Source organism: Aquimarina sp. Aq107, assembly GCF_943733665.1.
GTDB lineage: Bacteria > Bacteroidota > Bacteroidia > Flavobacteriales > Flavobacteriaceae > Aquimarina.
Genome location: NZ_OX030782.1, coordinates 2344314 through 2364009 on the forward strand (window position 1 = coordinate 2344314; position 19696 = coordinate 2364009).

General features: G+C 30.1%; 20 protein-coding genes. 9 read left to right on the plus strand and 11 right to left on the minus strand.

All coding sequences use genetic code 11. From position 1 onward, the window contains the following. Positions 1-14: 14 nt before the first annotated feature. Both NMK29_RS09885 and NMK29_RS09890 read right to left on the minus strand, forming a co-directional pair. Positions 15-1097: an isochorismate synthase gene (locus NMK29_RS09885; protein ID WP_108804052.1), complete on the minus strand. Its 1083-nt coding sequence runs from the start codon at positions 1095-1097 to the stop codon at positions 15-17. Position 1098: 1 nt separating this feature from the next. Continuing rightward, entirely contained in the window at positions 1099-1524 is a 426-nt protein-coding gene (locus NMK29_RS09890) for a PaaI family thioesterase (RefSeq protein WP_108804051.1), read from the minus strand. A gap of 84 nt (positions 1525-1608) precedes the next feature. Between NMK29_RS09890 and NMK29_RS09895 the strand changes: the two genes are divergently transcribed. The 4 genes from NMK29_RS09895 to NMK29_RS09910 all read left to right on the plus strand — a co-directional run bounded on the left by NMK29_RS09895 (position 1609) and on the right by NMK29_RS09910 (position 4512). Then, the gene (locus tag NMK29_RS09895; RefSeq protein ID WP_108804050.1) at positions 1609-2172 is read left to right on the plus strand and encodes a TetR/AcrR family transcriptional regulator; all 564 of its coding nucleotides are present in this window, start codon (positions 1609-1611) and stop codon (positions 2170-2172) included. 2 nt (positions 2173-2174) lie between these two features. Then, on the plus strand, positions 2175-3023 hold the full coding sequence (locus tag NMK29_RS09900; protein ID WP_108804049.1) for an alpha/beta fold hydrolase: 849 nt from the start codon (positions 2175-2177) through the stop codon (positions 3021-3023). A 12-nt stretch (positions 3024-3035) separates the two neighbouring features. After that, a complete protein-coding gene (locus tag NMK29_RS09905; protein ID WP_108804048.1) occupies positions 3036-3665 on the plus strand; it encodes an alpha/beta hydrolase in 630 nt (209 codons plus the stop codon). A gap of 64 nt (positions 3666-3729) precedes the next feature. Further along, positions 3730-4512 (plus strand): hypothetical protein, encoded by a 783-nt coding sequence (locus tag NMK29_RS09910; protein ID WP_108804047.1) that lies wholly within the window; start codon positions 3730-3732, stop codon positions 4510-4512. 34 nt (positions 4513-4546) lie between these two features. On the opposite strand, the gene NMK29_RS09915 is transcribed toward NMK29_RS09910, so the two are convergent. The 6 genes from NMK29_RS09915 to NMK29_RS09940 all read right to left on the minus strand — a co-directional run bounded on the left by NMK29_RS09915 (position 4547) and on the right by NMK29_RS09940 (position 10007). Further along, the gene (locus NMK29_RS09915) at positions 4547-4918 is read right to left on the minus strand and encodes a nuclear transport factor 2 family protein (protein ID WP_108804046.1); all 372 of its coding nucleotides are present in this window, start codon (positions 4916-4918) and stop codon (positions 4547-4549) included. Positions 4919-4928: 10 nt separating this feature from the next. Continuing rightward, positions 4929-5441, minus strand: coding sequence for a DinB family protein (locus NMK29_RS09920; RefSeq protein ID WP_108804045.1), 513 nt, complete (start codon positions 5439-5441; stop codon positions 4929-4931). A 109-nt stretch (positions 5442-5550) separates the two neighbouring features. Further along, positions 5551-6597, minus strand: coding sequence for a S41 family peptidase (locus NMK29_RS09925; RefSeq protein WP_108804044.1), 1047 nt, complete (start codon positions 6595-6597; stop codon positions 5551-5553). 102 nt (positions 6598-6699) lie between these two features. Continuing rightward, positions 6700-7635 carry an AraC family transcriptional regulator gene (locus tag NMK29_RS09930; protein WP_108804043.1) on the minus strand — a complete coding sequence of 312 codons (936 nt, stop codon included), beginning with the start codon at positions 7633-7635 and terminating at the stop codon, positions 6700-6702. Positions 7636-7866: 231 nt separating this feature from the next. Continuing rightward, positions 7867-8574 (minus strand): DNA alkylation repair protein, encoded by a 708-nt coding sequence (locus NMK29_RS09935; protein WP_108804042.1) that lies wholly within the window; start codon positions 8572-8574, stop codon positions 7867-7869. A gap of 65 nt (positions 8575-8639) precedes the next feature. Continuing rightward, on the minus strand, positions 8640-10007 hold the full coding sequence (locus tag NMK29_RS09940) for a S9 family peptidase (RefSeq protein ID WP_108804041.1): 1368 nt from the start codon (positions 10005-10007) through the stop codon (positions 8640-8642). Between the two features lie 409 nt (positions 10008-10416). Here NMK29_RS09940 and NMK29_RS09945 point away from each other — a divergent pair, with 409 nt between their 5' ends. Further along, the gene (locus NMK29_RS09945) at positions 10417-12399 is read left to right on the plus strand and encodes an ATP-binding protein (protein ID WP_108804040.1); all 1983 of its coding nucleotides are present in this window, start codon (positions 10417-10419) and stop codon (positions 12397-12399) included. Between the two features lie 112 nt (positions 12400-12511). Here NMK29_RS09945 and NMK29_RS09950 read toward each other — a convergent pair whose 3' ends face one another. From NMK29_RS09950 to NMK29_RS09960, 3 genes are all read right to left on the minus strand, one after another. Next, positions 12512-15094, minus strand: coding sequence for a phosphoenolpyruvate carboxylase (locus NMK29_RS09950; RefSeq protein WP_108804039.1), 2583 nt, complete (start codon positions 15092-15094; stop codon positions 12512-12514). Positions 15095-15194: 100 nt separating this feature from the next. Further along, positions 15195-15674: an Lrp/AsnC family transcriptional regulator gene (locus NMK29_RS09955; RefSeq protein ID WP_027391699.1), complete on the minus strand. Its 480-nt coding sequence runs from the start codon at positions 15672-15674 to the stop codon at positions 15195-15197. Between the two features lie 75 nt (positions 15675-15749). Continuing rightward, positions 15750-16907, minus strand: coding sequence for a M14 family zinc carboxypeptidase (locus NMK29_RS09960; protein WP_108804578.1), 1158 nt, complete (start codon positions 16905-16907; stop codon positions 15750-15752). 375 nt (positions 16908-17282) lie between these two features. Between NMK29_RS09960 and NMK29_RS09965 the strand changes: the two genes are divergently transcribed. The 4 genes from NMK29_RS09965 (at position 17283) to NMK29_RS09980 (ending at position 19623) form a co-directional block, all read left to right on the plus strand. Continuing rightward, on the plus strand, positions 17283-17759 hold the full coding sequence (locus NMK29_RS09965) for a helix-turn-helix domain-containing protein (protein WP_108804038.1): 477 nt from the start codon (positions 17283-17285) through the stop codon (positions 17757-17759). Positions 17760-17838: 79 nt separating this feature from the next. Next, positions 17839-18216: a DNA topoisomerase IV gene (locus tag NMK29_RS09970; protein WP_108804037.1), complete on the plus strand. Its 378-nt coding sequence runs from the start codon at positions 17839-17841 to the stop codon at positions 18214-18216. Continuing rightward, the gene (locus tag NMK29_RS09975) at positions 18216-19022 is read left to right on the plus strand and encodes a TerC family protein (protein ID WP_108804036.1); all 807 of its coding nucleotides are present in this window, start codon (positions 18216-18218) and stop codon (positions 19020-19022) included. Before NMK29_RS09970 ends, NMK29_RS09975 begins: the two co-directional genes overlap by 1 nt. Positions 19023-19044: 22 nt before the next feature. Beyond that, positions 19045-19623 carry an alkylphosphonate utilization protein gene (locus NMK29_RS09980; protein ID WP_108804035.1) on the plus strand — a complete coding sequence of 193 codons (579 nt, stop codon included), beginning with the start codon at positions 19045-19047 and terminating at the stop codon, positions 19621-19623. Positions 19624-19696: the final 73 nt, after the last annotated feature.

Below are 19696 nucleotides of genomic sequence, written 5' to 3' on the forward strand. Positions count from 1 at the left end.
TCTTTTAAGGTATTTTAATACAAAACCTTTTTCATTGTTTCGGTCTTTCGTACAGTTTCTTCCCACTCTTTTTCTGGAACAGAACCTTTAGTAATTCCTCCTCCGACGTAGACAATAGCTTTCTCTTTATCTATTTCCATACACCTAAGATTTACATATAGATTAGACACAACACTACCATGGTGATTGATTAACAATTCTCCTAAAAAACCTGTATAATACTTTCGATTATATGGTTCATTGTTTAAAATAAATAATCTAGCCTGTTCTTTAGGCAAACCACATACGGCGGGTGTAGGATGTATCCCTTCAATAATAGAATCAATATCAGAATTTTTATTTTTTAAAACACCGGTAATATCTGTTTTAAGGTGTAATAAAGAACCTGCCTTATATGTATAAGTTTTAGATTTTTTGATATTATGAATTTTTGATGAGAGCTTATTTAAAACAAAATCTGTAACCATAGCTTGTTCTTCAACCTCTTTCGTTCCCCATGTTACATTTAATGAATCCACATAAGGCTGAGTTCCGGCTAAAGCCATAGTACTAAACTCATTTTCTTTTATCATCATTAGAGTTTCTGGTGTAGCACCAAGCCAAGTTCCTACAGCGGGATGATACCATAAATACACAAACGCATTTGGGTAATAATTAATCAATCTTTTAAAAACTTCTAAAGGACTTTTTTTAGAAAAAGAAACCTCTTCTCTTCTAGAAACAACTACTTTTTTAAAAAGCCCTTCATTAATAACCTGTACGCTATCTTTTACAAGCTGTACATATTTTGTTTTTGCTTCTAGATCCTGTTCGGTAGATAAGATATCTTTCTGAATATACTGCGGTATTTTATTTGTTGATACAACTAAAGAACTATAATATGTACTTTTGTCTTTAGGAATTAGAACGGTTTGCTCTCTATTATCAAATGGAGAAAAAACAAAACCAGCTGTACTATACGAATCTATTTCATATAAATTATTATCATTCTGCAGAAAACAATTTATAGTTAATTCTTTAGATTTTCGATATACTACGAATGGCAGTTGACTATCCATATGGGATTGGATTTTCAGGTATAATGCCAAAATATCCATATTACCTAGATTTTGCTAATGCTATTGTCGTTAACTTTACAATGGAAATTAATTGCTTTTCTTCATTCCGTATTTTTATATCCCAAAGTTGAGTAGTTCTTCCTTTATGCACGATTTCGGCTCTAGCATATACATAACCTTCTCTTATACTCTTTACATGATTAGCTGAGATCTCTAATCCTCTAATATAATACTCCTTTGTATCTAAAAAAATATGAGAAGCTGCACTACCAACACTTTCTGCAAGCGCAACCATAGCACCACCATGTAAGACACCATCAGGCTGATGAACCTTTGATGTTACAGGCATCTTTGCAACCAAATAATCTTTACCTACTTCACAAAAAGAAATATCCAATGTTTCCATTAGCGTATTCTTGCACATTTTAGCACATTGCTCCAATATCTCTTCTTCAGTTAACTTCATAAATTTAATTTTAAGTAAAAATAAACAATGGCATTAAATAATTCTAACTATATTTATGTATTATTTTAACGAACGTTCAATAAAATGCCTAAAACTAAAACATCCAAAGAAGAAGTCTTGAGTAAAGTAATCCCCATACTTAGAGAAAGAGGTATCTGCAAAAGCAGCATGAGCGAATTAGCTAAAGCTTGTGAAATTCAGAAATCTCACTTTTACTACTACTTTAACAGTAAAGAGCAATTAATAAAGGAAGTCCTAGCTACGGTAAACAGTTACTTCAAACATACTTTATTTAAAGTAATTGAAAGTAACTCCTTAACCATCGATCAAAAATTACAAAAAATACACGGACTCATTAATAAGATGTTTAAAAACGATCATAGTGGCTGTATTATGGCAAATACAGCTTTAGAAACTGCTCATTTAAATCCTATTTATAAAGATGAAATCAAACATTTTTTTGAAGACTTCATCGCTGGTTTACAACTATTATTAGCTCCTAATTATCCTAAAGAAGAAACCTTGTCACTTGCAGAACAAATGGTTCAAGATTTGGAAGGTGGAATTTTATTAATGCGTATTTATAATGACCATAAATATGTTAATAACGCTGTTTCTAGAATGGAAAAAATAATACTAAAATCTTAATTATGAACTCATTTACTATTCAATCTAACGATGGATACCCTATTTCGGCTCATGAATTTGTTCCAAAAAATCCTACTAATAAAACTATTGTATTTGCACCAGCAGTTGCAGTACCCCAAAAGTTTTATTTTAATATCGCCAATTACCTTGCAGAAAAAGGATGCAACGTATTTACTTTTGACTATCGCAGTATTGGCTCTTCTAATTCTAAAAGCATTAAATCTTTAAAAAATCAAGGATTTTTCTCTTGGGCGATGGATTTTAATGCGGTTTCTAAATATGTGAAAACGAAATTTCCAAATAACAATCAATATATGGTTGGGCATAGTTATGGAGGAAACAGTGTAGGTTTTAGCGATGCTTTCCAATACTATGATAAATACATAACCATAGGATCTCAATTTGGTTTTTATAAACATTTTACTCCTAGAATGCGTTTTTTAATATATTTAAATTTCAAATTCTTCGTTCCAATCACTACTTCCGTTTTAGGATATTATCCATCTGGTTGGTTTGGACTAGGAAGACCATTGACCACAAAAGCAGCAAAAGATTGGGCTGTTTTTTTATTACATCCTGATTCTATGTTACATTTTACAAAAGGTAGCTCCAAAACTTATTATAAAAAGATAAAAGAATCTATGTTACTTATTAGTATTGATGATGATCTTTTTGCTCCTAAAAAATCGGTAGATATCCTGGCAGATAGAGTATACAGCAACGCCCTTACTACAAGAAAACATTTAAAACCTTCGGATTACAATTTAAAAACAATTGGACATTTTGATTTTTTTAGAAAGAAAAATCAAGATATCTTGTGGCCGATAATAGATCAATGGTTTGAACTATAAAAGTAACTAATTATGCAAAAAGAGGTTGTCTATCAATCTACTAACACATTTGATACATTGAATGAATTAACCGATCAAACCAAAACAGTTTGGCTTGTTTTTCATGGAATCGGCTATTTAAGTAGATATTTCATCCGTTTGTTTCAAAGTCTTGATGCTGAAGATAATTATATTATTGCTCCGCAAGCTCCTTCTAAATATTACAAAAACAATGATTATAAGAGAGTAGGATCTAGTTGGTTAACTAAAGAAAATACTGGGACAGAAACTAAAAATGTGCTCAATTATGTAGATGCGATTATGGAATTAGAGAAACTACCAGCTTCTGTGAATTTTGTGGTTTTAGGATATTCTCAAGGAGTTAGTATCGCTAGCAGATGGATCGCAAGTAGAAAAATACAACCAAATGCGTTTGTAATGATTTCTGGTGGATTTCCAAAGGAATTGAAAAAAGATGATTTCACTTTTCTAAACCAAACCACTAAAGTGACCCATATTTTAGGTGAAAATGATCCTTATTTTGAAATCAAAAAAGTAGAAGCTGAAAAAATACGTGTAAAAGAGATATTACCGCAAATAGAATTTAGATCACATCCTGGCGGTCATGAATTAGATATTGAAACTGTTAAGAACATTTTTTGAGCAGTAACATTTTCGGTTATTAAGACATATACTTATAGAAGCTTTAATTTAAATAGCTATTATAATGTCCAAATATTCCTTATTCATAATACTCATCTGCCTATTTTCTTTAGAAATAGTATACTCTTATGAAGATTATTATATCGATCGTGTAACAGGACTAGAGCTAGGATTAGATGGTTCCGAAACAAGTAATTTAAGAGTTATTGATATTAGAGAATGGAACTACGTAATTGAAGAAAAAGGAGGCGTCAAATCTATTCCTGGTATACAAGAATTACACAAAAATAGTTCTGTAATTACATTTGATGAAGATCAGATACAAATGGAAGTACAAAGAATTGCTGATGACACTATGGAAGAAGGTTTAGAGAATCAGGTTTTCATAGTATTAAATGTTAATAATGGAAAAGTTTCTGCGGTCAGAGACTGGATACCAGAGCTAAAGACCAATTCAGAAATCATGATTAACACATATGGCGTTGGTAGTAATAGTGCTCCACGAGTAGGAGAAGGGTTAATGCTTCTAGGACAATTACACGGACATCCTAAAGAATTGCAAGAAAACAAAAAAAATATTAGAACAGTTTCTGAATTTGATATAAAAGTAGCCCAAGAACTAGGGATTACAATTTTTGCCGTTGATGCTTTTAATGCATTTGATACTTTTGATTCAAAAAACTCTAAAAACGGTTCTAAATCCCTTCACATACACTGCGTTACAAAGAATGGTGAAGTTAAAAATTTTATTGGTAGAACTACTGGAAAGAACAATATAGACACCTTTAACTTTTCTTATTATTTCAATTCTATTTTAAGAAAAAACAATAGCATAAAAGTTCTATAGCATTACATTAATCAAAGAAAAAAGTATATCTTATTTATAAAGTATCTCTCAATCTTCTTGAATTAACTGTATCATAGATAATAGTTAATTTTTGAATTTTATTATCTTCTGAAAGATCTAAAATATCAACTACTTTAAAATTCACTTTTTCATTATTCTTAAGTATCCATTCATAATCAAAAAGTAAGGAAAGGCGATTAGTATCTTTCTCTAAAAATATTCCATCTAAATGAAGTTTAGAAGAATTCGTGTCTTCTGATAAATCCTTATAAAATTTAGCTGCTGATAATGTGCCATATAAAGGAGATACCACAATACCATCATCAGTGAATAGGTCTACTACTTTTGGTACATCACCTTTTTCTAATAAAAAAAGATATCTCTTTGCTACTTCTTCTTTTGTCATCTATAATTTTTTACAAATACCTTTCTTTAATAATTTCTACGTGATGGTTTTGATGACCAGAAAGTATATAACCTGCAGCTCTAGCGCTCATAGGACTACCACTCGCCTCTCCTATTTGATTTAACATCTCTGATGTAAATCTTTTATATAATGTAATTGAGCTATTCCTTACAGCCTCAAATTCCTCTATAAGATCTTCAATACTAAATGTATTTGCATTAGAGTTTGGCACATAAGCATCTTGATCAAATCCAATCAAAGGAGTTTGGTCCTTTCTGGCAAACCTAAGCGCTCTATATGAAAATATGCGTTCTGTATCAATTATATGCTGTATTACTTCTGCAATAGTCCATTTACCTTCTTCGTAAGCGTATGTCAACTTTTCATTAGGAATAGTATTTACAAATTCTATAAATTTCTTTTTCCCTTGTTGTAAACCTTGTACGATATTCTCACTTTCTGATTTATCTATAAAAATCCCATAGTACGGATTATACTCTTCTGGTGTAAGTAAAGATTGCATAAATTAACTAGTTAAAAATAATAGCGGAATTTACTAATTATACGGGCATTTGTTGATTGCATTAACAGTTATTTATAAGATTAGTTAATTCTATGAAATAGCTCACTTCTTATTGTTTAGTATCTATAAATTTAATTGCTTCTATAATATTTTTGTCTTTTGATAGATCTTCAAAATTAGCTTCTTTTACAACCATTTTTTCTGGCCTAATTGTTTTTGTAAATTTCCCTGATCTATCAGTCCCATAACTAAGTGTTATAGCTGCTTTTGTCTTAAATGGTAATTCAAACAAATCATTTGCCGTAGTTAATCCATAACTTTCTTCTCCAACAATCAACATGTTTTTTCTTCCTCTAAATCCCATAGCGACAAACTCCCCTGCACTTGCTGTCATTATACCTGTAATTAGAACTACTGGGATTTCAGGTTTTGGTTTGGAGAGTATTTTAGCTTGAGCCATTATTTGATGATTTTCGTAAAAAACGCCATTATGTAACCCAGAACGACTTTTTACATATTTATCAGCATCCAAATATAGGGATACAGTATGATCACCCAGTAAATGGTATAATCCCGCTAGCATCACATTAGAATTCCCTCCTATATTTAATCTCAAATCAATAATCCAACCTTTTATTTTTGCTGAATTATCTATTCTTATTATAGCATCATATATCTCCTGGGCCTTCTGATTTAATTCTTCCTGCGTTGCATTCAATAATAGCATTCCCGGAACAAAAACATAACCATACTGTTCATTCACTACACTGACATTAAACTTTGGCTCTTTTGCATAAGTTTCTAAAAGACTACTATGTAAATCTTCTTGCCCAATTCTACGTTTAAGATTACTTTCATAGATTCCGTTTTCTACAAAGAGAATCATATGATCGCCAGCTATAGAATCAAAAAGGTTTGTACAGACTTTCAGAGATTCTTCGAACGTGTTACTCTTTAATGCTTGCTGTTTAATATAAGGTTTTAACCGAGTCCAATCAACCGTTTTCCTGTATATATAATTAGTTTCTAATTGATTAAAAAATTGATCGTAAAAAACATTAATACTATCTTTTATTGAATAAGATTTCTCCTGACTATAGCTCTTAGAAGAAAAAACAGAAATACTAATAATTAATCCAAAAAATAAACTTTTCATTACTGTTGTTTTAAAATTTTATGATTTCAAAACTATAGGCTTTTAAAGAAAAAGACCCTTGAAAACAGCTAGATAATGTCCAAGAAATAAATATTGGACATATTAGTTAGTATGCTCTTTCTTATATTGAGTAGGTGTTAAACCTGTTATCTTTTTGAATACCGCATTAAATGAAGATTTTGAACTAAAACCTGATTTTTCTGCAATTGCTAATAATGTAAACTTTTTTTCTTCAGAAGAAACCAACAGTGTTTTTACCTTTTCGATTCTATAAGTATTTATAAAATCATTGAAAGACATATGATACGTATCGTGGATGTATAGGGATAGTTCTTTTTCTGATATTGGTAATAAAGACGCTAGATCAGAAACTTTGAGATTTTGATTTGTAAAAATTTCCTCTGTCTTCATATAATACTCTATCTTATTCTTCAATACACTATCTATCTCATCTTCTTTACGATCTTTTAGGTAAAAAGTTTTAAACAATAGATTAGATTTGGTAAAACCAACAAAACCTATCCAATAGATATAGAGAGAATTTAAAACTAATATTACATAATAAAATTCTCCACTATCTTCAAGGTTAAAAAGAATTGCTATAATTTGATGAAGTAAATTAAGAATAATAAATACAATAAACATCCAGGAAAACGTGGACAACCATTCCCAATTTTTACGTATTGATAAAGAACCTTTGATTATCTCTTTATTCTTATTAATAAATCCTAGGATATATATCATGAGAATTAGGTTAAACGTCAGATAAACAAAATCATTATATAGAAAAAAACCTGTTTGATATACTCTATAAAAAATATATTCATCAATACCACTATGGAGCATCACATACCAATAAGCTCTTAAGATTCCATACAAAATTGCGGGAATAAACAATAGATATTCAACAAAGGAAACAACGGAAGCTTTTTTTTCTATTTGGCTTTTTATATAAAAATAAAATCCCACACCAATAAGATACTTATATGGAAATGGAAAAGAAGTCAAAGGAAGAAAACCTATTGAATTGACATTCATATACAGGAATGCATATGTCAAATTGTAAAAGGACAAAGAAAATAAAAACAATATGTAATAATTAAATGCCCTTTTATTCTCTCTTCTTTTAGAAAGAAGATATAAACATAGTGTAAAACCCTGTATTGCACCAAAAAGGACTATAATATTTAATACTGTGTAATTTATGGTGTTGCTTTTATTAGTAAAACGATCAATTAATAAATAAGTCTTTGATTGGTTTTAATAAACTTAATTCTTTGTTCTATATATATTTCTTGGGTAATCAGAGATTCGTACATTTTCTTTTTGCAATTCGTTTAATGCATTTTTTGCTATCCAAATTGCAGAAGAGCTCTTTAATTCTAATAATTGATTAGCAACTTTTATAGCTTTTTTATTTAAATCTATATTTCTCTTTCCAATATTTCTCAAAGCCCAATTTATTGCTTTTTTCACATATAATCTGTCATCATTTGCTTCTTTTTTAATGATTGGAAAAAATTGTTCAAACAATTCATTATCTGATTTTTTATCAGCCATACAATAAGCAGCCATAATAGTAAAACCAGCTCTTTTTTCGAATTCGGGTTTTCTCTTTGTCCAATCAATTATTTTAGCCAGTGCAAATTTACTTTTAGCAAACAGTCCCATACAGAAGCTGTCACAAATTTCCCAGTTTTCAAAGGTTTTTACCCATTTCTCCATCAGTTCTTCTGTAACATCATTAGGATCAAATAATTTACTACACAACAACCTACCTTCATATATTTTACTATCAAAAAGCTGCAAAGCAAGATCATTTCTACCATTTCCAATATCTTTCGCTAATTCTTTTAGATCTTTATGATATATGCCTAAGGAATTATGAGCTACAATTCCAAATTTCTTCTCTTTGAAAATTATCTTTTCAGGGTCTTTTAACTCATTAAGATATACTATTATTTCATCGTAAGTCACACTAAGTTTTTCTGTTCATTAGATTATTTATTCCTAATATTTTACAAAATAAAAGGAGGTTCTTTTTATTTTGTTTTCTTTTTCACCCAATCTATTATTAAGGTTAACGCCTTAGGAGAAAAAGTCTGTTCTATTTCGGCATATTCGCTTAATGAACCACTTTCTGATTCTTGAAAAAGATGATTTAGATTTTCTAAGGCTACAATTTCTACATCTTGGTTACCTCCTTTTGCAAGGGCATCTTTAATTCCGGTTAAATTTTCTTTTACTAAAACCTGCAGATCTTTATCTCCATTTAGAGCTAACACAGGAATATCAATTTCTTCCAAATATACTGCAGGTTGCGACCTAATAAAACTAGCTACTTCTGAACCAGTAATCTGTTCTACCAGCATTTTTCTTTGATTCTCTGGAAATAGTGCCCCATATTTATTAGAGTAATATGAATTAATACTGTCTTTTAATGAAATATTATCTAAGTCGGAATTCACTACTATATCATAAGCTTCCTTTACTACTTTCTGACCTTGTTGAATTTGTAATTCATTGATTCCAAGATTTCTTTCGAATGCAGCTTTTTGCAAAAGCATTAATTTATCTCCATTTATTCCTGGCGCAGCTAATAAAACTAAAAAATCTAAATCACCCCTTTCTACGGCAACTTTAGGAGCGACAATACCACCAATACTATGACCTATTAGTCCTATTTTAGAATTATTAAATTCCTTTCTTTCTTTTAAAAAATCTATTGCATACTTGACATCAGCGGCAGAGACATCTATAGTAACCGTATTAAAATCTCCTTCCGATTCGCCCACACCTCTTTCATCAAAACGAAATACAGCTATCCCGTTCTTTGTTAATTCATTTGCCAATACAAAATATGGTTTATGACCAAACATATCTCCATCTCTATTTTGTGCACCGCTACCACTAACTATAATAGCCAAAGGATAATTACTCTTCTCTTTTGGTACTGTTAGAGTTCCACTTAACTTCACGTTATCATCTTTATTAACAAATACTACATTTTCAGAATGATAATTGAATGGTGGTTTGGGTTCTTGAGGTCTATTTAATGTAATAGTTCCTTTTTTAAGGTTCAAAGGAATAGGGTGACCGCTTTGCGAAAAATTGCCAATAATCTCCATCTTATCATTAAGTCTTCCCTTATACTCTAGTTTAAGATCGGAAAATGAAATAGTTATTATTGAGTCTGTAAAAACTGTAGCTGAAGCTTTAGCACCACTTAATCCTTGTTTTAGAATGCTAAGTGTTGATACATAATCATTAGCAACCTTTTCTACATTAAAAGCTATTTCTAACTTATTTCCATTAACATTTACTTCTCCAATCCAATCCCCAGAAACATCTTGAGAAAACGAAAAAATCGTAAAAAAGAAAAAAGAGAAGATGATAAATATTCTATTCATTTGTGTGAATGTTTTATAAACTAAAATAGTATCTATTTTATACTCAACTAATTTATACTATTTTAATTAGTAAATAGTATGAACAAAAAAGAATGAATAAGACTCATTTTTTTTGTAAGCCGTTATGATACAATATTAATACTTTATGAAAAACTAAGAAAACAATATCCTATTACTAGTAAAGTTTTCTAATGAAAACTCTAGTACTTAATTAACAATTATTAAATATTTCCATTCTAGTTTTATAATAATATTTGTAAGAAAATAGCTTCATTTTATTATTTAATTAAAATAAAAATGTATTTTGCAGACATAAAATGTCATTTATCGTATAAATATCTATTCGGGCTTAAGAAATAAGTAGCAAACAATTTCTATTTGTTTTAGTATTTATCAAAATTGTAATACCATGAAAAGCAAGCCCCATGTATTTCTTTTATTTATCCTTGTCTTTATATCTCTGCATAGTTTTTCTCAACAAAAAGAATTGGATAGTATTATACCCTCTATAAAAAAAGCTTCCGATTCTAGTATTGTAGATTCTGGAACAAAGCATATTGAACAATTATTCAGGAAAAAAGAATTTAATCTTGGTTTGTTATATGGAGACAAGCTTTTAAAAAAAGCTGAAAAAATCGGATATGATAAAGGTATTGCCAATTGCCATAATCAGATTGGCAATATGTATAATCGAAAAGATGAGCCTGTTAAAGCAACATTGCATTATAATCAAGCCGAAATACATTTCAAGAAAGTTAATTTCTTAAGCGGACTGGCTATGGTAAATAATAATAAATCAAGTATCGAGCAAGAACAGGGAAATTTAGAAAAAAGCATTACTTATCTATTAGACGCAAATAAATATAATATGCTTTTAAACGATACTATAGGACTTTCTAGAACATATAATAATATTGGTAATTCCTACGCTATGCTAGGAAAATTTACACAGGCAAAAAAACATTATTTACAGTCTATTGATATAAAAAAGAAATATAAGTTAGCAAAAATAGGGACCAGTTTAAACAACCTAGCACTATTACATTTCAATGAAAAAATGATTGATAGTGCAAGATTGTATGTAAATGAAGCTTTAGAAATATGCAAAAAAAATGAGAATATACGAAGTGCATCTTTTTCTTATGAAATTATAGCCAAAATAGCTTTAGAAAAAAATAATTATGAATTAGCTAAAAAGTACTATGATTCATCTATGACCGCTGGAGTCCAATCAAAATGTAATAGGGCTATTATTAATTCTAATCTACAATTAGGATACATAGCAATAAAAACTGACGATCATATAAAAGCAGAAAAAATGCTTACCAAATCAAGAAATCAACTAATCAAAACTAATATCCCATCCCTTCTTTTAAAAAATTATAGGTATAGTGCACAATTAGATTCTGTACGAGGTAACTATGCTGGTGCTTTTGAATGGCAAAAAAAATATCAAAAGTTATCGGAAAGTAACTCAAAAAATCAAACCTCCCTGAAAATAACACAAGCTGAAAATCGATTTAAGGCTGAAATGGAACAACTTAAGCTCATTGATGCGCAAGAAAAAAGTGCACTGAAGGCAGAAGAAGAGTTATTTAGATATCAGATAATAAATTACATTATACTAGGAATTCTAATATTTCTAACGATTTTCTTATTATATATCATAAAAGCTAGAAAAGAAAGAAAAAAATATATCAAGCAGTTAGATGAATCTAATCAAGTAAAAAACAAACTTTTTTCTATTATTTCACACGACCTTAAAAACGAAATACACGGATTAAACTCAAGCCTTAATCTCTTGAAAGAAAACGGATTATCAATAGATGAATTTAAAGAAATTATTCCTCTATTAGCCAATAGAACCCACCAGACTTCTATTATGCTAACAAATCTATTAAATTGGTCTAAATCGCAAATGAAAGAATTAAATGCAAAACCAACTTCTTTTGATATAACAGAAGTGATTAGCAATAAATTTATGTTTTTCAATCCCAAAGCAAGACAAAAAAACATTAAACTAATTAACAACTTATCTAGCACTCTAGTCTATGCCGATAAAGATATGTTTTCTATTGTATCCCAAAACTTAATGGCAAATGCTATTAAATTTTGTAATCCAGGAGATTCAATAACGTTATTCTCTAAACCAAAAGGAGATTTTTATCAAATTGGATTTAAAGATACTGGTGTTGGTATTGATCCTAATAACATTAGAAAACTATTTGCCGAAGATACATTTACTACAAACGGAACCCAACAAGAAACAGGAACTGGTTTAGGGTTAAGGATATGCAAAGAACTGATTGATCTCAATAAAGGAATGATTGACGTAGAAAGTAATCCTGGAGAAGGAAGCATATTTTATATCACATTACCTATGGCTTCTTAAACTTTATTGATAAATAGATAAAATATACTTTATAAAAAAACTCTCCTTTACGCTATAAAAAAATTATAGCGTAAAGGAGAGTTTTTCGTGCATCTTATATTACAAATTCGATTTACGCAGAATTACGACTTGCGTTAATATTTCCAAATAATGAACGGGTCACCATTTTTTCATAAATTTCTAAATCTTCTGCATCTTTTCCAGTTCTATTAATGTCCTGAATTTTCTTTAATGCATATTGCTGAATTGTAAGTAATGGTAATACAATATTTTCTCTAATATCGATAGAAGCTTTACCTGCTGGCTCATTCTCCATTAACTCAGAATATCCTGTTAACTTTAACAATAAACGCTTAGTGAGCTCATATTCATCATGTATAATATTCCAAAAAGCACCGTATTCTTCATCTTCTTTCATATATGCAGTTAACTGAAAAAATGATTTAGTCAAACTCATCATACTATTGCCTAACAACGCTCTAAAAAAAGCTGATTCCTTATACAGGTTTGTTATTTTGTCAAATTCGTCTCTATCTTCAAACTTTTTCAAAGCTGTTCCAACTCCATAAAACCCAGGAACATTCTGTTTTAACTGACTCCAACTACCAACAAATGGTATTGCTCTTAAGTCTCCAAAATCTAAACTACTACTTTTACTACGCTTAGATGGACGACTACCAATATTAGCTTTTCCATAATATTTAAGCGTACTCATATGCTCTAAATATGGTAAAAACTTAGGATGGTTTTTAAAATCCACATAGGTTTGATAACTAATATCTGCCAATTCTTGCATCGTTTCTTTATTCTCTTTAGAAAAAAGATTGGCTTCGTTTGCTGTTAGTTGATTTTCTACTCCAGCTCCTAACAATTGTTCTAAATTATATTGACAAGAATCTAGTGTTCCGAAATTAGAACTAATGGTTTGTCCTTGGACCGTTATTTGAATTTGTTCATCTTCGACCGTTGGACCAAGAGATGCATAAAATTGATTAGTATTTCCTCCTCCTCTAGCTGGTGGACCACCTCGACCATCAAAGAATATTACTTTTACATCATATTTTCTAGAAATCTCCGTAAGTGCTTCTTTAGCTTTAAAAATACCCCAGTTAGCCATCAAGTATCCTCCATCCTTAGTACCATCAGAGAAACCTAACATAATAGTTTGTTTCATTCCACGGCTTTTTAGATGTTCCATATAAACTGGGTTGCTATATAATGTCTCCATCACTTGGTGAGATACACGAAGATCTGGAACAGTTTCGAACAACGGTATAACATCAACAGTAGGGTTTTCCCAATCACACAATCTAATCATAGCAAAAGCTTCCATGACATTAAGAACACTACCATTATTACTAATTATGTAACGATTTGATCCACGTTCTCCATTATTTTCTTGTATGGTTTTAATTGCATAAATAGATTCTATTGTAGCTCTAGCCATATCATTATCTAATACAGAAGGATCTAATTTTCCAGTTACATTAGATAGCACCGTTATTTGTTCTTCGTCTGATAATGTTTCGTAATCTTCTGGAAAAAAACCTAATCCTAATTCATTAGTTTTCTTTACAATCTCAGTAAGTACACCGTGATGCACTCTAGAATCTTGCCTGATATCTAAAGTTCCAAAATGGAATCCAAAAATCTTTACTTTATTAATTAAATCTTGTAATTCTTCTAAAAATAAGGATTGATGCTTATTTATCAATTCTTCTCTTACTTCTAACAAACCATTCATTAACGTATCTATAGATAAAGGTTCTGCGGTTTTTGCATAGTAGAAATTATCATATAACGCAGATTCTAAAACCCCTAATTTATCTTGTAGATTTCCAAAGGTAATTCTACGTTTTAACTTACGCATATCTCTATAATAATTAATTAATATAGTTTTACGTAAACGTTTTGCAACTTTAAGCGTTGTTTCTGTGGTTACAAACGGATTTCCATCTCTATCTCCTCCAGGCCAAAAACCTAAGTTTATTAGATCATTTTCTAGATCTTCTCCTTTAAATATATCTTGTTGGATATAGTTATAAATAGTCCCTACAGAATGATAGAATACATTTTCTAAATACCATATAAGACTAACAGCTTCGTCATATGGTGTAGGTTTTTCTTTTTTGAAAAACGCTGTTTTACCCAACTGTGCTAATAATCTTTTAATTAACTGAGAATCATTATCTCTAATTGCTGTATCAAGATCATGAATAATACCTAATACAGTACCTGGATAAAATTGTGTAGGATGCGCTGTTAATGTAGGTCTAATCTTAAACCTTCTTAAATAATCTTTTAGTTCCTCTAATTGTCCTTTTGCTTGCGCCTCTTCTTTAATACTTCTTAGTGTACCTCTTCCATCCATATTATTAACGATTGGAAACGCTGCATCTTCTATTGCATCAAATAATACTACCTGACGCTCTATATACTGGATAAATCTAAACAACAAATCATGTTTATCCTTGTTTGAAGGATCATCTTGATAAGATGTAAAAAAATTTTCTACTATCTCTGTAGGGTTCATCTTTTGATCATACCCTTTTTCACAAACTTCCTTAAAAAGAGGTAATAATACACCTGTATTGGTGATTTCATCAAAAGGTAATGTAATAAATATACTATTGTATATTTGATATTTAGTAAGAACGTTGTGGTTAAAACGATCTATTTTTGGTTGTCTTGCCATAATTGTGGTTACGAATATGGTTGATTAATAATTATTTTACATTAAAAAACCCTCTAAGATGATTTCCTAAAGGGTTTATATGTTTTAATACGATTGCCCTTTACAAATCTTGGAAAATAGAATGCATTAAGCGTTTTTTATCATTAATACTTTCCTCTAATGATATCATAGTTTCCGTACGGTATACTCCATCAATATCATCTAACTGAAAAATAATGTCTTTCGCATGATTCGTATCTTTTGCTCTTACTTTACAAAAGATATTAAACTTCCCGGTTGTAATGTGAGCTACTGTCACAAAAGGAATCTCTTTAATTCTCTGTAATACAAATTTAGTTTGTGAAGTATTCTGAAGATATATCCCTACATAAGCGATAAAAGAATACCCTAATTTTTTATAATCTAATGTTAATGAAGAACCTTCAATAATTCCAGCTTCTTCCATTTTCTTTACACGTACGTGTACGGTTCCTGCAGAAATAAGTAATTTTTTTGCGATATCCGTAAATGGGGTACGAGTATTTTCGATCAACATGTCTAGTATTTGGTGATCTACTTCGTCTAATTTAAATTTTGCCATAGTAATTCTAATAAATTTTCCCGATTAATTACATTGCAAAAATAACAGAAAAATTATCTATTCATACATTTTTTTTCAACTTTTTCTTAATTCTGTTGAGAATAATTCATCATTTAACTTGAATTTTAACAACTCATTTTCCGGAAGTACCTCTACTGTAACGTTTTCGTTAAATATCACTCTTTTATTACCGATAATTTCTCTATGACCATAAACATTTCGTAAATCATCAATTTTAACAATTTTTGGAATGAATTTAATATCATTTTGGGATAATTCTTCAGTATACTGGATGGCGATATCAACATTCTTATTATTCAGAATAACATCTCTAATGATGATATCATAAAAACATTTCCCATTTTCTGGAATATTAAAATAAGCTTGATGTTTACTCCCTAGCACATCATTCATTGAAATATATCGAATGGATGTTACCAATGCATAAAAAATATAAACTCTAGTAGTATCTCGTGTATAATCGTTTTTATAATGTCCAGCTTCAAATAAAATAGTAGGAACACCTAAATCTGATAATGTATCTCCAACACAATTTATATTAAAACCATCATCATATCTACCAATACCATTAGGAATGCACTTTTGTAATACAGAATTCATTTCTGCAATAATCTCCATAGCTATTTTACGAGACTTGGTAATTGTACGATCCTTATCACCAGCAGGTGATAGAAAAGAAACAGTAGCAGGTATATCTGTTGTTCCTACACTAAAAATAGTACGTTGTCCGTGTAAATTGAATGCGAAATCTGGTTTGATCTTATCAATTACATTTCTCAATATTACACTTTCCTTTTGACTCCTATCCTGAGCGTCTCTATTAAGATCAATCTGATTATGATTAAGCCTAGTATAAGCTTTTGCACCATCAGGGCTTAATATAGGTATTATATATAAGGTACAAGAAGCTAATATTTGTTCTGAAACTTCATTAGAGTCATCGGATAGCATATTCAAAAAATCGAACATCGATTTTGTAGTTGTACTTTCATTTCCGTGCATCTGTGACCAGAACAACAATTTTTTGGGACCATTGCCGACTTTAATAAGATGTATAGGAGCTTCATTTTCTGAGACACCTAACTGCTCCACGTTCATTCTACTAGAAAGATTATCTATTAACGGACCTATATGACCCAAATGTATATAACGTCCTAATAACGTTGATTCTTTGTATTTAGTAAATAAACGAGATAATTCATTAATATCCATAAGCATATAAAAGAACCAAAATTACTACTGTTTACCGAAGATTCATAACAAATAGCTTAGTTTTTACAGATGTAAACCTAAGCCGGATTTACAATTGTAAATAAGTGCTATTTACAGATGTAAACATCGAGAAAATGATGTTTGTTTAAGATGTTAAACAGAAATTTAAATCATGGAATCAAAATGTTATAGAAGTAACCTAATTACTAGTAAACATATTATAAATAACTGTATTTCAAATATAAAAAGATATTCACCTATAGTATTAGTTTAATATTAGTTTTGTTTATTACTATTAAAGTTACAATTGTAAACTGTTGTTTTCTAACGTTTGTTTACCTTTGTAACATATCAATAATTATAAAATCGTTTACAATGGTAAACACTGCAGCTTTTGGAAAAAGAATCCAAGAAATCATGAAATTTTATCACGTTTCAGCCTCAGGATTTGCGGATGCTATGGGGGTTGGACGCTCTTCTATTTCTCATATTTTATCTGGCAGAAACAAACCTAGTCTAGATTTTGTTATGAGAATTACGGAAGCTTATCCTGAAGCAGAATTATATTGGCTCCTATACGGGCAAGGATCTTTTCCTAAGTCAAAAATCCCTAAACAAGAACAAGAAAATCCTAAGCAAAAAGAGCCTATAACTCCTACTCCAATAATATCATCTACCGAAACGGAATCAGAACAAGACCTATTTTCGCATTCTAATAATGATACACCTTTACCCAAGGATGCTCCAGAAGAAACAATAGCACCAATAATTAAAACTAATTCGACAAATAAAAATATTAGCCAGATAGTCTTTTTTTATAAGGATGGTACTTTCGACGTTTATAAGAATTAAATATCTTAACAACTTTTATACTGGTTACTGTAAAATCTGTTGAAATAGATTTATTTTCGTTTCTCGTTATTATACTTTTATGAAACGATTTATTTTTTTATTATTTATCTCTGCTCTGTTTACAGGATGTTACCAACAAAAACGCGACTGTACAGAATTTCAAACAGGAACGTTTGAATTTGAGACATATCTAAACGGAGAACTTGCTAAAACCACATTTGTACGTAATGACTCTATAGAGATTGATTATTTTCAAGGTAAAAGTGATACTGCAAGTATACGCTGGATTAATGATTGTGAGTATATCGTAAAAAAACTTCATCCTAAAAATATGGCTGAAGAAAAAGCTATACACATGAAAATATTAACTACCGAAAAAGACACATATACTTTTGAATATGGTCTTGTAGGTGTTAAAAAAAATAAACAAAGAGGAACTGCTAAAAAAATTAAATAATGTTTGAAATTTTCGCAACGGCAGATGCTTGGATAGCATTGTTAACATTAACCTTTTTAGAAATTGTATTAGGAATTGATAATATTATATTTATTTCATTAGCTTCTAGCAAATTACCAGATCAAGAACAAAAAAAAGCTACAAACATCGGTTTGTTATTAGCTATGGTAATGAGGATTGTTTTGTTATTTGGTATTTCTCTACTTGTAGCAATGGAGGCTCCTTTTTGGCACATCAACCTTCCTTGGATAGAGGCCGGAATTAGTGGTCAATCCCTAATATTATTTGGAGGAGGAATATTCTTATTATACAAAAGTGTTCATGAAATCCATGAAAAAGTAGATGAAAAAGGAGAAGAAGAGAAAGAAATACAAAAAAAAAGTTCGAGTTCTTTATCTAAAGCTATTATTCAGATTACATTAATTAATGTAGTTTTCTCTTTTGATTCTATACTTACTGCCGTTGGTATGACGAATGGATTGAGTGATAATCCAACAGACGCTTTGATTATCATGATTATTGCGGTCGTTATTTCTGTTTTAATCATGATGTTGTTTGCTACTCCTGTTGGTCGTTTTGTAAACAAACACCCTTCTATCCAGATTCTTGGACTATCTTTCTTAATTTTAATTGGATTTATGTTGATAGCCGAAGCTGCACATCTAGCACATTTACAGATATTTGATTCTGAAGTAGGGACTATACCAAAAGGATATTTATATTTTACTATTGCATTTTCGTTATTTGTGGAGTTTATCAACTTTAAATTACGGAAAAAAGGAAAATTAAGTAACCAAGAGAGCTAGTTTTACAACTTATAAATCAAGAATGAGTAAACTAAAAGAATTACAAGATCGTAGTCATACTACATGCGAATTATGTGGTGCTACTGATAATTTATCAATATATGATATCCCAGAATCTCCAAATGTAGGATTAGACTCTAGTATTCTTACTTGCTCTATTTGTAAAGATCAAATCGAAAATATTCTTACAGTGGATCCTAATCATTGGCGCTGTCTTAATGATAGCATGTGGAGTCAAGTCCCTGGTGTACAGGTTATGGCGTATAGAATGCTTCATAGATTAAAATCTGAAGGATGGCCACAAGATCTTATTGATATGTTATATCTGGACGATGATACTTTAGCATGGGCTAAAGCTACAGGAGAAGGTGATGATGAAAGTACTAAGATTAAGCATTTAGACTCTAATGGAGCTTTACTTAATGCAGGTGACAGTGTGGTTTTAATAAAAGATCTAAATGTTAAAGGGGCTAATTTTACTGCGAAAAGAGGAACTGCTGTTCGTAATATTTCTTTAGTCCACGACAACCCTGAACATATAGAAGGAAAAGTAAGTGGTCAACATATTGTTATTTTAACCAAGTTTGTAAAAAAGTCTTAATTGATTATATTCTTAATCAAGAAACTAGAAAAATTTTATTTAAATTTTAAGTAAAAAAAATATTCAATATCCT

What these genes read in the sequence shown, in the direction of transcription:
- NMK29_RS09885 (WP_108804052.1), bottom strand. Translation starts at nt 1,097, where the DNA reads ATGGATATTTTGGCATTATACCTGAAAATCCAATCCCATATGGATAGT.
- NMK29_RS09890 (WP_108804051.1), bottom strand. Translation starts at nt 1,524, where the DNA reads ATGAAGTTAACTGAAGAAGAGATATTGGAGCAATGTGCTAAAATGTGC.
- NMK29_RS09895 (WP_108804050.1), top strand. Translation starts at nt 1,609, where the DNA reads ATGCCTAAAACTAAAACATCCAAAGAAGAAGTCTTGAGTAAAGTAATC.
- NMK29_RS09900 (WP_108804049.1), top strand. Translation starts at nt 2,175, where the DNA reads ATGAACTCATTTACTATTCAATCTAACGATGGATACCCTATTTCGGCT.
- NMK29_RS09905 (WP_108804048.1), top strand. Translation starts at nt 3,036, where the DNA reads ATGCAAAAAGAGGTTGTCTATCAATCTACTAACACATTTGATACATTG.
- NMK29_RS09910 (WP_108804047.1), top strand. Translation starts at nt 3,730, where the DNA reads ATGTCCAAATATTCCTTATTCATAATACTCATCTGCCTATTTTCTTTA.
- NMK29_RS09915 (WP_108804046.1), bottom strand. Translation starts at nt 4,918, where the DNA reads ATGACAAAAGAAGAAGTAGCAAAGAGATATCTTTTTTTATTAGAAAAA.
- NMK29_RS09920 (WP_108804045.1), bottom strand. Translation starts at nt 5,441, where the DNA reads ATGCAATCTTTACTTACACCAGAAGAGTATAATCCGTACTATGGGATT.
- NMK29_RS09925 (WP_108804044.1), bottom strand. Translation starts at nt 6,597, where the DNA reads ATGAAAAGTTTATTTTTTGGATTAATTATTAGTATTTCTGTTTTTTCT.
- NMK29_RS09930 (WP_108804043.1), bottom strand. Translation starts at nt 7,635, where the DNA reads ATGAATGTCAATTCAATAGGTTTTCTTCCTTTGACTTCTTTTCCATTT.
- NMK29_RS09940 (WP_108804041.1), bottom strand. Translation starts at nt 10,007, where the DNA reads ATGAATAGAATATTTATCATCTTCTCTTTTTTCTTTTTTACGATTTTT.
- NMK29_RS09945 (WP_108804040.1), top strand. Translation starts at nt 10,417, where the DNA reads ATGAAAAGCAAGCCCCATGTATTTCTTTTATTTATCCTTGTCTTTATA.
- NMK29_RS09950 (WP_108804039.1), bottom strand. Translation starts at nt 15,094, where the DNA reads ATGGCAAGACAACCAAAAATAGATCGTTTTAACCACAACGTTCTTACT.
- NMK29_RS09955 (WP_027391699.1), bottom strand. Translation starts at nt 15,674, where the DNA reads ATGGCAAAATTTAAATTAGACGAAGTAGATCACCAAATACTAGACATG.
- NMK29_RS09960 (WP_108804578.1), bottom strand. Translation starts at nt 16,907, where the DNA reads ATGGATATTAATGAATTATCTCGTTTATTTACTAAATACAAAGAATCA.
- NMK29_RS09965 (WP_108804038.1), top strand. Translation starts at nt 17,283, where the DNA reads ATGGTAAACACTGCAGCTTTTGGAAAAAGAATCCAAGAAATCATGAAA.
- NMK29_RS09970 (WP_108804037.1), top strand. Translation starts at nt 17,839, where the DNA reads ATGAAACGATTTATTTTTTTATTATTTATCTCTGCTCTGTTTACAGGA.
- NMK29_RS09975 (WP_108804036.1), top strand. Translation starts at nt 18,216, where the DNA reads ATGTTTGAAATTTTCGCAACGGCAGATGCTTGGATAGCATTGTTAACA.
- NMK29_RS09980 (WP_108804035.1), top strand. Translation starts at nt 19,045, where the DNA reads ATGAGTAAACTAAAAGAATTACAAGATCGTAGTCATACTACATGCGAA.